Origin of the sequence: Dyella halodurans, assembly GCF_026283925.1 — a bacterium.
GTDB classification, from domain to species: Bacteria; Pseudomonadota; Gammaproteobacteria; order Xanthomonadales; family Rhodanobacteraceae; genus Dyella; species Dyella halodurans.
Map to the genome: position 1 here is coordinate 346,398 of NZ_JAPDPF010000002.1, position 13,522 is coordinate 359,919.

Consider the following 13,522-nt stretch of genomic DNA (forward strand, 5'->3'; position numbering starts at 1 on the left):
AGAAGTAGCGAAGCTACGGGCGGACGACCTACGACCGATCCTCATTGACTGGATGTTGGAGAGTCCGAGCGAGCTGATTCCCAATAACGAGCAGATATCTGCCGTCCGAGTCATATTGGGCACTCGAACTGATGCTGGTGAGGCTGTGATTCAGCAACTGATTGGCGAATGCGACGCCTATCTTAGAGTTTAGGTGCTTGGCTCATTGGTGCCGAACTCCGGCGATGCCGTGGCGCAGTCTAGTCGCGCGCATCAATTAGGACGCGTTATTCGGAGGTAGGGGGGGGCGGGAGGCCCTAGGGAGCGGGGCGGCAGGGTCGGTATTGGCTCGCGCCCTGCATTTGCCGAGAGACATACCACTAGCAAAATCTTTCATTTGTAACTATCGGACGGGTCGCGGGGCGAGCGGCTCACCGCTCGAAGCAATTGGACTCCACCTCGCGAGGGCGCAAGCGCCTAAGGCGGAGCGTCGCGCGGTGCGGGAAAAGAAGGAAATAGCCGACGAACTGGATCCTCACGAAGGTATCGGTGAGTCACACCCAGGATGTCTGTGCGTTCGATTTGCAAGCCGTTCACTTAGACTAGGAACAACGAGTCGAAGGAAATCGGGTCGCACATGAATGAACGCGGGGTCGGCAGACGGATTTCCCAGCGCATTGGTCGGTCGGCTCGACCTGGCGTCATGGTGGAGGTGGTGGCTTCGGTGGCTGTGTTGGCCGGCCTTATGGGTCTCGCCAACGGGTGTTTCGCGCGCGAGGCCACACGTGAGTCTGCGTCAGCGGATCGAGACGCGAATTCAGCGCCTATCTACTCCCGTGCTACGGAGGCGTCAGTACAGGCAAGCGCGCCGTCCGAGACCCCCTCCCAGGCAACGACGGATCCGTGGGTGAGAGGCAAATTGCAGGTGCCTCTTACGGACCTCAACATCACCGTGTACGGTCACAAGGAGGGCGCGCCGACGCTAGTCGTCGCCATCGCTCAGACGCCCGATGGCTTTTTATGGTTGGGTACCCGTGCAGGCCTAGTGCGTTTTGATGGGGTTACATTCAAATCGATCGAAGAGGTAAAGGGATATATCCAAACCCTGTTCGTGGATGCGCGAGGTGACCTTTGGATAGGCTATCGCCTCGGGGGAGCCGTTAGGGCTCACGACGGCGTATACGACGACATCAGCGCCGGGCTTAACCCCAAGAGATCAGTTCTACAGATTCTTGCTGACGCCCAGGGAACACTTTGGGCGGCGACAACGTACGGCCTCTATCACCTTTCACGCGATAGATGGATATCAGCCAGTGCGGCCGAAGGTTTCGATCATGCTCTAGGGCCGATCTCCCTTTGGAGTGCGCGAAGCCATGCATTGATCGCGATCGAAGAGGGTAAGACGGTCTGGGTACAAGACTCCGGCCAGGCGCATTTTCATCGAGCGAACATGGACGAGCTCGTGAACGCTGAGTTCGGCGTGTCGGCTCAGCACGTGTCAAAAGGCGCTATGAATGTCCTTAAGGCCAACTTTACCGATCAGTCATCTACCTTTCGCGCGGATCAAAATGGCGCGATTTGGACGTTTCGACCATCGTTTATGCGGCTCACTGACATGCCCAGCGCAGAAGGTCATACATGGACGACTGAACCCTGGCCCGATCCTGCCGCGGCCGCAGGTTCCGGGGGGTTTTTCAGCCGTGAGCAGACCGTGCCGCAGTCTGCTTTCATTGACAGGGAAGGAAATATTTGGGTCGGTACGATTGATGGCGTGGTTCGCTTTCGGGCGAACAAGATGCGCTCGGTGGCACCGGACTCGGTTGCCTTGGCCCCCGCCATGGATAGAGATGCGGACGGCAGTGTCTGGGTCGCCTCTTCACAGCACGGCCCCGTCTATCGCGTGACCCATGGCGTTGGCCAAACTTGGGACGCAGGCAAACGATGGGTTCAGGCAGTCCGTGTGGACCGTGAGGGGAATACGTGGTTTCTCAATAACAACTTGGACGTCCCATTTCGCGAAAACGCTATCGAGCGAGTGGGCGTTCGAGGCGGCACGACGAAAATTAGCTATTCGTTGGGTGTGAAGAATGCAGTCACCGCGTGGGCGGACGATCCCGATGGCGGCTATCTCTTGGCCAGCCCGAGCGGCATATTTCGATGGCTTGATGGCCGGTGGAGTGATGGGGCGGGGCGCCCCGAGCTTCCGGTCGACGGCCCCTTTCGACTAACTCCCGATAAGCATGGCGGCGTGTGGCTCGCATATCCGGGAAACCGCATATCCCACCTCACGGCCCAAGGCGTTACCAACTACGCCGAAAAGAACGGGCTGGCCTTGGGAAATATCTTCGCCATAACCACCTTTGGGGACGATATTTGGGCGGCGGGCGACCGGGGCGTGGCCAAGCTAGACCATGGCCAATTCATTCGACTCGGCGGCGACATTGGTAATCGCTTGACTGGCGCCACGGGAATCGTGGAGTCGAGCAATGGCGATCTTTGGGTCAACTGTGATGCCGGCCTATATCACCTGGCTTCGCAAGATTGGGGCGCTACCCTTCGAGGAGACCGTCAAGTCCTTACGGCCGCCCACCTCTACGACGAGGAGGACGGGCTGCAAGGGGGCAATATTGATGTCTTCCCCGGCCCCACCTTGGTTGAAGACGGTGACGGACGCATCTTTGCCGCGAGACTCGCGGGCGCAAGCTGGATAGATCCAAAGGAGAGCTCCAGCAACATGCAGCCTCCCAAGGTTTTCATCGAGACCATACAGGCCGACGGAGTTCGGTATCCGCTGGGTCAAGGTCCCCGGCTGCAAGCGCGAACGCATGCCATTCGGATCGACTACACAGCGACTGCGCTTTCGCGGCCCGAGCAGGTGACGTTCAAGTACAGGCTGGACGGCGTCGACAGCAGCTGGCAGGTCGCGGCAAGGCAACGCAGCGCGTACTACGCGGATCTCCCTCCCGGTGACTATACCTTCCATGTGATAGCCAGCAACGAAGATGGCATTTCCAGTATTCGCGAAGGCGTGGCCTATTTCAGCGTTGCCCCAGCGTTCTATCAGACATGGTGGTTTCGCGCCGGATATATAGGTGTTGCCGCGCTGCTGCTGTGGCTCATCTTCAGGCTAAGGGTGAGGCAACTTCAATCGCGCTTACGGCTTGAACTGCGGGCTAAGCACGAGGAGCGCGACCGAATCGCACGCGAGCTGCACGACACGTTGATGCAAGGAATGCATGGCCTGGTGCTCAAGTTACAAGTTTGGTCGGACGATCCGTCGATAGACGCCAAACATCGCCGGTCCATGGAAGGGGCAGCGGACGCCACGCGGAATTTACTGACCGAGGGTCGTGACAAGATTGTCGCTCTGCGTTCGTCTTCCGATGAATCTTCCGACCTTTTGGAGCGATTTGAGCAAGTGGGGAACGAGTGCCTATCGTTGAAGCCGGGCGTCAACGTTTTGGTGCAGCAGGCCGGCCAGCGGCGCTCCTTGGCCCTCGATGCCGCGGAAGAGATTTTCCAGATTGGTCGCGAGGCGTTGCGGAACGCTTTCATGCACGCCAGTGCCCAGACTGTGTCAGTGAACATTGACTATGGAGTGGCAGACCTAAGCCTTCGCATTAGCGACGACGGCGATGGTCTTCCCCCCGAGGTCTTGGGAAAGGGGGCACTCCCGGGTCACTGGGGTATGCTGGGCATGAAGGAGCGGGCCAAGAACTTGGGCGGGAAACTCGTCCTTTCCGGCGGTAAGTTGCAAGGAACGACCGTTCAGTTAACCGTTCCCGGAAAAACGGCGTACGCCAATTAGGGGCGGCCGACGGTGGTGCCTTTGAACTTACCGAGAAACTTTCTGGTGCGCGAATTCGCTTATGCCTTTGCACTCGGACGAGCGGACACATCGTCGTACCAACGCCGCAGTGCGTATCGCTCTTCGGGAATTGGCATGCTGAAGCCGGTTGCGGCAAAGTCCACGGTGACGAGCAGCGTTATATCTGCGATAGAAAACCGGGCGCCAGCGACGAATGGCACGTCCTCAAGCCGCGCATCGATGTCCGCATAGAAGTTCGTCAGTCGTAGCTTGCTTCGCCCGACCACTTCTAGGATCTGGTCGTAGTCATGAGGGCCCGACAGCGCGCGCCCCTTCAGCCCTATGTGTGCATTTCGAACGCCTTCCATGGTGGCAGCAAAACCATCAAGCTCAACACGTCGCTCCCACATCGAGACGATGCCTTTGTCTGCGGCGTCCGTCCCTAGCAGCGGCGTTGAGGGGTGAATCTCCTCAAGGTAGCGCCAGATGGCCGGTACTTCTGCGATTACGCGACCGTCATCCAACTCTAGTGCCGGTACTTGCAGTCTCGGATTGATCGACCTGTATTGGTCCGACATCTGCTCATTTTCACCGAGATTGATCTCCCGAAACGGGATACTCAGACCCTTTTCGGCCAGAAAAACCCTGACCCGTCGAGAGTTTGGCGAGGCAGGTGAGTGATAGAGTTCCACAGGACTTCTCCGGACATGCTGAATCTAGGGCGGAAGACTTTGAGTCACGTCCTGCCATCAGGGCGACGTCAGTCGTCGGCGACGAGCCGAAACACTCCAAAGGGCTGAGCCTCGCTGACCCATGTTTGAGCGATTTTCCAACCCGTGCCTTGCACCAGCGAAGCAAACGAAGCTGGCGTGAACTTGTGGGAGTTTTCCGTGTGGATGGTTTCGCCCGCATCGAACCGGAATTCCTTGCCCGCCACGGTCACACGCTGATCTACCTGGCTAACCAGATGCATCTCAATACGCTGCTTGTCTGGGTTCCACACGGACTGGTGTTCGAACAGATCCAGGTCAATATTGGCCCCTAGCTCGCGGTTGAACCGCACCAGAAGATTCTTGTTGAAGCGGGCGGTGACTCCGTCGGCGTCGTTGTACGCGGCAAGAAGCGTCTTTATGTCCTTGACCAGATCGACGCCTACAATCAACTGCGAAGCGTCGCCCAATTCCGCACGAAGCTTACGGAGAAGGTTCGTTGCGTCAGCGGGTTCAAAGTTGCCGATGGTGGATCCCGGAAAGAACCCTATCACTGCCGCCCGACGGAATTCGTCGGGCAGCAGCAAGGGCTGCGTAAAATCTGCGACCAACGGGCGAATGGCAAGGTTCGGGTAAATCGCCTCCAGCCTCTTGCGAGCCTGCGCCAACGCGGCTCCGCTGATGTCGATGGGTACATACGACGACAGCTGCGGCGCTGCATCCAGCAGCAGCCGGGTCTTCTCGCTGGCACCACTACCCAGCTCAACCAAGGCGGCACCATCGGGCATGGCAGCCGCGAGGGCCGGTGCAATCGTGGCGAGCAGAGACAGTTCGGTGCGAGTGGGGTAGTACTCCGGCGTCGCGCAGATCTGCTCAAACAGTTCCGATCCAGCGGCGTCGTAAAAGTACTTCGGCGATAGAGTTTTCCGGGACCCACTCAGCCCTGCGACGGCATCCCGTGCGAACTCGTTATCGTCATTCTGGGTCTTGTCGCGGGTGACGACGTCGCGTGCCAGGCGAACACCCGAAAACATCCAGCGCTGATCCGGACGGTAGAAGTTCCGATAGGACGGGCGTACGTGGTCAGGCGGCGTTGCCAAGGACGCGCCGCGCAGGACCATCTGGCCGGACATGAATTTGCCGTTGTATTCGCCCAAGGCATCCGGCGCGGCCTCATAACCCGGATATGCATCGTAACTGCTGCGGGTCCACTGCCAGGCGACGTCGTAGATCTGCTCCAGCTTTCCCTCTCGCGCGGCATGTTCCCACTCAGCCTCGGTGGGCAGCCGCGCGCCTTTCCAGCGGGCAAACGCCGCTGCTTCGTAGTAGCTTACGTGTGTGACGGGCGCGGTCACATCCAGGGGGCGCATGCCTTGAAGCGTCATGTGGCGCCACTGCGCGCCGTCGTGTTCCCAATAGAGTGGGGCGCGCCATTGTTGCGCCTGAGCCAGGCTCCAGCCATCCGACAGCCACCATCGCGGTTGTTCGTAGCCGCCATCGTTCATGAAGTCCAGCCACTCGCCAACGGTAACCAATCGGTCGGCGATCTCGAAGGGCTCAAGCCACACGCGATGCGCGGGACCCTCGTTGTCGTAGAAGAACCCCGGTTCTTGCATGCCAATGGTCACGAGGCCGCCTTCCAGCGACTGGAAGTTGCTTTGGCGAATACTTTTGATCTTGAACCGGGCGCTGCGATCATAGGCCGGGCACAGAGGGGACTGGGCAAACAAGTGAAGAATATCCATGAGCAACAACTCCTGGTGTTGCTGCTCATGCGCCAGGCCCAGATCGATGATCGCCAACGCAGTCTTAGAGGGTCCGGACTGCAGGAATTCCAGCAGATGATCATCTACGTACTCGCGATAGGCGAAGACGTCATCGACGGTGGGCCGACTGATCAGCCCACGTTGGGGGCGGGGGTGACGTGGGCCGGCCGCCTCGTAATAAGAGTTGAACAAATACGCGTAACTCGAATCGAAAACGCGGTACCCAGATTTGAACGCGGAGAGTACGAACGTCTCGAAAAACCAGGTGGTATGTGCCAGATGCCACTTGGCTGGACTGGCGTCAGGCATCGACTGAAGCACCATGTCCTCTGCGTCCAACGGCTGAACGAGAATTTCCGTGTCGGCACGAATGGATTGATAGCGATCCACCAACTCGCTGGTCGTGCGATCCATCTTTCGTACAAGATGGTTGACGGCTGCCGATTCCATCTGAGCAGAAAGTTGTGCACGAAGCATGGCTGGACTCCTTAGGTTTCGCTGGCCATTTGGCCTGCGCGCTGTGTCGCAAAGAAACGGTGGCGCCTGATGACTCCTCGTAAGACGGGAAGTCGACGTACGCGCGAGGCGGTGGGCACTTACAGCTTGGAACCGCCGTCGACGCGCAGGGTGTCGCCGGTGATCCAGCGGGCATCGTCGGATGCGAGGAAGGTCACCGCACCAGCAATGTCCTCGGGCGTAGCCAATCGCTTGAGTGCCTGCATGGAGATAGCGCGATCACGGCCCGTTTCCGTCTTGGTGAAGTTGGACATGTCGGTATCCACGACACCGGGCGCGACGGCGTTGACGCGAATGCCTCGCTCGCCCAAGGCGGCCGCAAAGTGCTTCACCAGCGTGTCGATCGCACCCTTGGTGGCCGCGTACGCCGACAGCGTCCCCGCTACGGCTCGCGCGACGAGAGAGGAGGTGAAGATGACGGTGCTTCCCTTGCACATGGTGGGCAGAAGCTGCTGCACGAGGAAGTAAGGTGCGCGCACGTTGACGGCGAACAGCTGATCGAAGTCCTCGACGGTCAGCTCTTCAATGGGCACCGCCTTGGAGATGCCTGCGTTGGCGACCAGGATGTCCAGGCGATCCCCGATGATGCTACGCACCTGTTTTGCCAGCTCGTGCGCGCCGTTCGGTGTACTCAAGTCGGCGCTCACTTTCTGGGCGCGACCACCGTTGGCCACGATCTCCTTGACGACCGCGTTGGCTTCCTTCTGCGCGCTGCCGTAATGAACGATGACCTGGGCGCCTTGCCTGGCCAGGGCGAGGGCGATGGCCCGGCCGATGCCGCGGGAGGCCCCGGTAACCAGGGCGGTCTTTCCAGCTAACGTAGTCATGGGGTGAGTACCTAGTTTGGCGACAGACGTTTCAAGCCATCTCGTCGATGGAGTCGACGCGATCGGAGTAGAACGCGAGGTGGTCCTTGATTTCCGCCACGGCGGGGAAGGGAGCTTCGTAAGTCCACACGGCATCCTTGCCCTGTTGGTCGCCGACAGATATGCCGAAATAGCTGCAGTCGCCCTTGTACGGGCAGTACGTGGAGTGCTCGGATCGCGCCAGTAGCGACATGTTCACGTCCCTGCGTGGGATGTAGTGCACGGGCGGGTAGCTGGCCTCGCGCAAGGTGAGTGCGTTCCTCGAATCGGCGATAATCTGACCGCCGAATGTCACAACGACGCGTTGTGGATTGGCTTCGATCTCGATCGGATGCTCGGGACTGGGTACTTTGACGGACCGCACGGCCGGCTGTGCTTGCTGGTTCACTGGGGTGTCTCCGGAGGAGCGGGTTCGCCGCTCCTCGGTGGAAGGAATCGTCGGGTCGAAATCAGACCTTTTCGTCGAGGAAGTGACCCACGTGGAGTGCGAAGCGCTCCGGGTACTGGTATTGCGCGCCGTGGTTGCCGTCCGGATAAAGAATCAGCTGGGCGTTCGGCAGGTTCTGAAACAGGATGTACGAGTTGATCGTGTATATGATCACGTCGTTATGGCCGTTGAGGATCAATGTCGGCTGCGTGATCGTCTTGAGATAGTCGTAGGCGTTCGGCTGCGGCGCGCCCCACTTGCCCAAGGCCTCAAGCTGCGCGGGAGCCACCTTCTCGTTGGACTCGGGATCACGATCCTGCGTACGTGCGCGGAAGCGCTTGAGGAAGGCGCGGCCGGCTCGCTGACTGGCTTCCGAGTCGGTAAAGAACACCTTCAACCAAAGATGGTCAGGTTCGTCATACGTGGCACCGAAGATCACCTGCGCTTCGGGCGTCAGTGAGTCCATGCCTTCGCCGCTGCGCGGGCCGGTACCTACCAGCACGAGCTTGCGCACCAGTTGGGGCTCGGCCTGGGTCAGCGCCTGCGCCACCAGGCCGCCGAGCGAGAAGCCCAGCACGTCGACCTGCGACAGGCCCAGCGCCTTCACGAAAGCGGCAGCGTTAGCGGCCATGCCTTCGATGGAGGTGGGCACGTCGCCGGAGCTGCCACCAATGCCTGCGTTGTCGAACAAGATGACTTCGCGGCCGCTTGCCAGGCCGTCGGTTACGGCCGGGTCCCAGTGGTCAATGGTGCCGGTGAAGTGCATGTTGAAGAGCAGAGGCACGCCACCGGCCTTGCCAAAGCGGCGATAAGCGAAGCGAACGCCGTTGGCTTCGACGAACTGGGTGGGGGCGGTCTGATGGGTGTGGGTGGTCATGATTTCGGTCTCCCGGAGGGATGAGCTGGTTGATTTGGAAAGGCCTCGTAGGCATCGCTCCAAGGCCATCGAACTTGCTACGGAGCGAAATCTAGGCTCCTATGGCGCTTTTGCAAAAGACTTTGTAGGCTTGGGGCCATGCCTGAAAGGCATGCCTATAGGAGCGGTCGTGGAGCTTCGCCATCTCCGGTATTTCGTCGCCATCGCGGAAACCGGCAGCCTGACGGTGGCTGCGGAGCGCAGGCTCTATACCTCGCAACCGTCGCTCAGTCGCCAGATAAAGGACCTTGAGGATCAGGTCGGTACACCTTTGTTGAGCCGCAGCTCCCGAGGCGTGGTGCTGACGGAAGCCGGGAAGGCTTTTCTCGATCATGCCCGCCTGGCACTGCACCAGGTCGATGCCGCGGTCGAAGCGGCGCGCCGAGCGGCACAACCGGCGAAGCAGCGCTTTTCTTTGGGCTTCTTGACGGGGCAGGAGATGACATGGCTTCCGGAAGCCATGCGTGTCCTGCGAGCCGAACTGCCGAATATCGACGTGACGGTATCCAGCGACTACTCGCCGGATCTTGCGGAAGCGCTCGCTCGCGGACGATTGGATGTCGCCTTCATGCGCGCCGAGCCCGACATGGACCTGGCCTATCGGCGCGTGTCGCGAGAACCAGTAATTGTCTTGATGCCGAGCGACCACCCTTTGGCTAGCCGCTCCAGCATCCACCCGAAAGACCTCGAGGGCCTGCCGTTTATCGCGATGGCCAACAAGGCGAAAGTGCTGCGCTCCGTTATCGATGAGTATCTTGCCAACGAGGGCGCCGCAGTGACGCCAGCCCAGTCCGTCGACAACCCTGCAATGGTCATGTCGCTGGTGGCTTCCACTCGGGGCGTGGCGCTGATTCCGTCGTACATCGAACCGCTCATGCCCTGGTCCGTGGTCAGTCGGCCACTGGCCGGCGCCCCGCCCATGGTCGATCTCGTGGTGGGGTATAGCCCATCGAACCAGTCGCCCATTCTTCATCTATTTCTCTCGCACCTGGATGAGCTGGTTGCCCGGGTCGGAAAGACGGAGGTTTGACCAGTCTCGTTTGGCGATGCTCGCCGCGTGGACGGTGGCGGGTCTTGCACGCGCTGGCTGCAGGAATCTCCAATCCATCGCGAGGGTTGCGCGCGTACGCCGGCCGAAGCCGGCGGGTCGGCGCGACGCAAGCAGGGGAATCACGCCGCCTTGGTTGGCCAGGCGCGCCGATAGGCGCCGGGGCTGACCCCCATCTTCTGCGCAAACATGCGCGTGAAATGGCTTTGATCGGAAAAGCCACACGCAAGAGCAATGTCCACGAGAGATAGCGACGTCGACTGCATCAGCTCGATCGACCGTTCGATGCGTTGCGCGAGCAGCCACTGGTAGGGCGGAACACCTACGCTTTTCTTGAAGCCTTTGACAAACGCACTGGGTGAGAGGCGGCAAGCCTCGGCGACATCCTGGAGGCTGACGCCATCGGCCATGGATTCCCGTAGCAGCTCGCGCGCGCGGCGCTGCTGCCAAGGAGCGAGTCCGCCCGATGCGTGGCGGCTGCGCGCAAGCTTCTTTGAGCCATAGCGTTCAGCGACGTGCCCGCAAAGGGCGTACAGCAAGTGATCGACCACGCGCGCGCTATCGCTGTCGCGGAGATAGGGAAGAAGCGCCTCACCGATGTAACGAATGGTTTCGTCGCGAAACGCCTCGCCTGGAGCAACATTGAGTTCGGAATCGCGTGGATCGAAGTGCTCACACACTTCGGCGATGGCTCGCTTGGGTGCATAGAACGTCAACTGATGCAGCGGCTCCTCGCAGTAGAAAACGGGATGCTGCGCGAGATCGAAGAAAGTCGTGGCCCCTTTGGCCCAGGCGCCGCTGCTGATGAGCCGCCCACCCAGCCACATTTCGTGATGGCTCACGTCTCGAAGTTGCAGGCCGATGAGGTACGCCTCTTCGCTGGCCATGGGAAGGGTAAAGCCCGGAGCGCGCTGCTCGAACTGGATCTCGGTCACGGCGACAGGCAGACCTCCAGGCGTCTGCCTGACCAGGGTCGGAGGGCTTCCTAGACTAAAGGAGCGGCCCAACTGCTCACCAAACGCACCACGCAACATGTCGGTACTCCCAAGATTATCGGACGACGCGACCTGCTCAGCTCCCGGGTGGATAGTGCAACGGAACGGATGTGCTTCTAAACCACCCGAAAGTGAGTTTTTTTGCGTGAAAGCCCGGTCTCGCTACGGCGGTTCCCCCTGTGAATCATCCCGGGTGCAGTCGCGACGATGGGCAAGGTCGCCTGCAGACCTCAAGCAGAGGACAACACGATTCCTACCCGGTGGTGAGGTTTCGCATCGTTGACCCCAATCGATGCCTCGCTTCATCGGGAAGCGATTGAGGAAGAAATCTTCCAATTCAGCTCGTCCGTGCAATCGATTGAGTTGCGATGCCCAGACACTTTGCACGTCATCAAGGGAGCGCCGGCCATGAACTCACCGCATCGACGCATAGGCGGTTTTGCACCTATTGGTTTTCCCACGAGCAGGAAAGGCGAAATTCTGATCAAAGTGCGAAAGTCGGTGAGCGATGCGATTCCGGAGCAGCAGACGGATTCCATCTGGCGGATCGCGTTGGCTATCGCGAAGGAGATAGAAGGCACTACGCAGGCGGGCGAGAACTGGATGCGTAACGAGGCCATCGCGGAATTCGGCGGGCTGACGGCGACCGACCTCATCGAGGTCGGCCAGGGCGGGCAGGTGATCGGCTTCCTGCTGGATGTACTGGTTGGCTGCAGGGGCTAGGAGGAGACATCCCCTTCGCGAACATTCCCAAACGGAGATGAGGCAATGCCACTCATTCGAATCGACGTACTTGAGGGTCGTTCGACCAGTGAACTTCAAGCCCTCTGCGATCAGATCCACCTGGCCATGGTTGAGGCTTTCGGGGTGCCGTTGCGCGACCGATATCAGCTCGTGCATCAACACCGGGCGGACACGATATACGTGGAGGACACGGGGCTGGGGTATGCGCGCTCCACCGCGGTCGTGGTGATAAGTGTGACCAGCCGCCCCCGCCCAAGAGAAGCCAAGGTGCGGTTCTACCGGCTCGTATCAGATCGACTTCAGAGGTACTGCGGCGTCGCAGCTGAAGATACGGTGATAAGCATCACGACCAACCAGGACGAGGACTGGAGCTTTGGCCTTGGGCGGGCGCAATTCCTGACCGGGGAGCTCAGCGTGGGGCACGCCGCGAGGTGAATGCTCCGTCGCGCTGATGTCCGTGGATGGAATCAACAATTGCTCGCTTCTTGAACAAGAACCGGACCCAGCTTATCGACAAGATCCATCCACATCTCAGGTCGCCGGCATCTCCTCGGCAATGGGCCTCTAGCGCAGCACTAAGGTGGGTGGCATATGAAACGGAAGAACAAAACTCGTCTGATCATCGGCGTGGTGGTTGTTCTGGGTGGCGGCGGTCTTTTGTTGATGCACGTCAGCCGTACGCACGCGGCCGTGGCAGCGGTCGCGCCGCCGCCGGTGGAAGCGGACGTCGCGACCGTGCTGAATCGGAAGGTGACCGAATGGCAAAGTTACTCGGGTCGCCTGCAGGCCGTAGACCATGTCGAGATTCACGCACTGGTGCCCGGCACCATTGAAGCCATCTACTTTCGCGATGGTCAGCAGGTCAAAAAGGGAGACCCGCTTTTCCTGATAGATCCGCGGCCTTACCAGGCCTCCCTGGACCAGGCCCTCGCGGACGTACAGTCCGCCAAGGCCTCGGAGAAATTCGCCCAGGATGACTTTGAGCGGGCCAAGAAGCTTATCGCCAACAATGCGATGTCGCGGCGTGACTACGATGAGAAGGCGGACGATCTGGCGTCGGCGGCGGCCAAACGGAAGGCCGCTGAAGCGGCCGCAGAGCGCGCGCGTGTCAACCTGGAGTACACCCACATTACGGCGCCGGTCAGTGGTCGGATGTCCCGGACCGAGTTCACTGTCGGTAACATCGTCTCGGCAGGAACCAGCTCTCCGGCACTCACGAGCCTGGTGTCGATTTCGCCCATCTACGCCGAGTTCGACGTCGACGAGCAAACATACCTGGGCTTCATCGCGCACCGCGAAGGTCGTGACATTGAAGTGCGGCTCGGCCTTGCCAACGAGACCGGCTATTCCCGGCTTGGCAAGCTCTTCTTTGTCGACAACCAGCTGAGCGCGGCGTCGGGAACCATTCGGGTCCGCGCCATTTTCGAGAACCTCGACGGGGCCCTGGTCCCTGGCCTATTCGCGCGCGTGCAGGTCCAGGGCGGTTTGCCGCACCCGGCGGTCTTGATCGACGAAAAGTCGATTTCCACCGACCAGGCCAGAAAATTCGTTTACGTGGTCGATGCGGGCAATCACGCGCAGTACCGGGCGATTGTACCGGGAGCCGAGAGTGCAGGCTTGAGGCAGGTGGTCTCTGGGCTCCAGCCGGGCGAGCGCATTGTCGTCAGTGGCTTCCAACGCATTCATCCCGGCGACGAGATTCGGCCGAAAGACGTTCCGATGGCTGGGGAAAGTTCCACCGATTAAT

Annotated in this window: 11 protein-coding genes; 5 read left to right on the plus strand and 6 right to left on the minus strand. The window is 60.1% G+C overall.

Annotated elements, in window-relative coordinates; translation table 11 throughout:
- The first annotated feature begins 886 nt into the window (after window positions 1-886).
- Window positions 887-3,787: a sensor histidine kinase gene (locus tag OUZ49_RS05250; RefSeq protein ID WP_266148936.1), complete on the plus strand. Its 2,901-nt coding sequence runs from the start codon at window positions 887-889 to the stop codon at window positions 3,785-3,787.
- Between the two features lie 59 nt (window positions 3,788-3,846).
- Here OUZ49_RS05250 and OUZ49_RS05255 read toward each other — a convergent pair whose 3' ends face one another.
- The 5 genes from OUZ49_RS05255 to OUZ49_RS05275 form a co-directional block, all read right to left on the minus strand.
- Entirely contained in the window at window positions 3,847-4,479 is a 633-nt protein-coding gene (locus OUZ49_RS05255; protein WP_266148937.1) for a glutathione S-transferase family protein, read from the minus strand.
- A 68-nt stretch (window positions 4,480-4,547) separates the two neighbouring features.
- On the minus strand, window positions 4,548-6,740 hold the full coding sequence (gene egtB / locus OUZ49_RS05260) for an ergothioneine biosynthesis protein EgtB (protein ID WP_266148938.1): 2,193 nt from the start codon (window positions 6,738-6,740) through the stop codon (window positions 4,548-4,550).
- Window positions 6,741-6,859: 119 nt separating this feature from the next.
- The gene (locus tag OUZ49_RS05265; RefSeq protein WP_266148939.1) at window positions 6,860-7,606 is read right to left on the minus strand and encodes an SDR family NAD(P)-dependent oxidoreductase; all 747 of its coding nucleotides are present in this window, start codon (window positions 7,604-7,606) and stop codon (window positions 6,860-6,862) included.
- A 31-nt stretch (window positions 7,607-7,637) separates the two neighbouring features.
- Window positions 7,638-8,033, minus strand: coding sequence for a DUF427 domain-containing protein (locus tag OUZ49_RS05270; protein WP_266148940.1), 396 nt, complete (start codon window positions 8,031-8,033; stop codon window positions 7,638-7,640).
- A 61-nt stretch (window positions 8,034-8,094) separates the two neighbouring features.
- The gene (locus OUZ49_RS05275) at window positions 8,095-8,949 is read right to left on the minus strand and encodes an alpha/beta fold hydrolase (protein WP_266148941.1); all 855 of its coding nucleotides are present in this window, start codon (window positions 8,947-8,949) and stop codon (window positions 8,095-8,097) included.
- A gap of 169 nt (window positions 8,950-9,118) precedes the next feature.
- On the opposite strand from OUZ49_RS05275, the gene OUZ49_RS05280 reads away from it, so the two are divergent.
- Window positions 9,119-10,018 carry a LysR family transcriptional regulator gene (locus OUZ49_RS05280; RefSeq protein ID WP_266148942.1) on the plus strand — a complete coding sequence of 300 codons (900 nt, stop codon included), beginning with the start codon at window positions 9,119-9,121 and terminating at the stop codon, window positions 10,016-10,018.
- 140 nt (window positions 10,019-10,158) lie between these two features.
- Here the strand turns inward: OUZ49_RS05280 and OUZ49_RS05285 are convergent, their stop codons facing one another.
- Complete coding sequence (locus OUZ49_RS05285) at window positions 10,159-10,971, minus strand: helix-turn-helix domain-containing protein (protein ID WP_266148943.1); 813 nt, start codon at window positions 10,969-10,971, stop codon at window positions 10,159-10,161.
- Window positions 10,972-11,310: 339 nt separating this feature from the next.
- Between OUZ49_RS05285 and OUZ49_RS05290 the strand changes: the two genes are divergently transcribed.
- From OUZ49_RS05290 to OUZ49_RS05300, 3 genes are all read left to right on the plus strand, one after another.
- On the plus strand, window positions 11,311-11,754 hold the full coding sequence (locus tag OUZ49_RS05290) for a hypothetical protein (protein ID WP_266148944.1): 444 nt from the start codon (window positions 11,311-11,313) through the stop codon (window positions 11,752-11,754).
- Window positions 11,755-11,799: 45 nt separating this feature from the next.
- Entirely contained in the window at window positions 11,800-12,210 is a 411-nt protein-coding gene (locus OUZ49_RS05295) for a tautomerase family protein (RefSeq protein WP_266148945.1), read from the plus strand.
- A 156-nt stretch (window positions 12,211-12,366) separates the two neighbouring features.
- A complete protein-coding gene (locus OUZ49_RS05300) occupies window positions 12,367-13,521 on the plus strand; it encodes an efflux RND transporter periplasmic adaptor subunit (protein ID WP_266148946.1) in 1,155 nt (384 codons plus the stop codon).
- Window position 13,522: the final 1 nt, after the last annotated feature.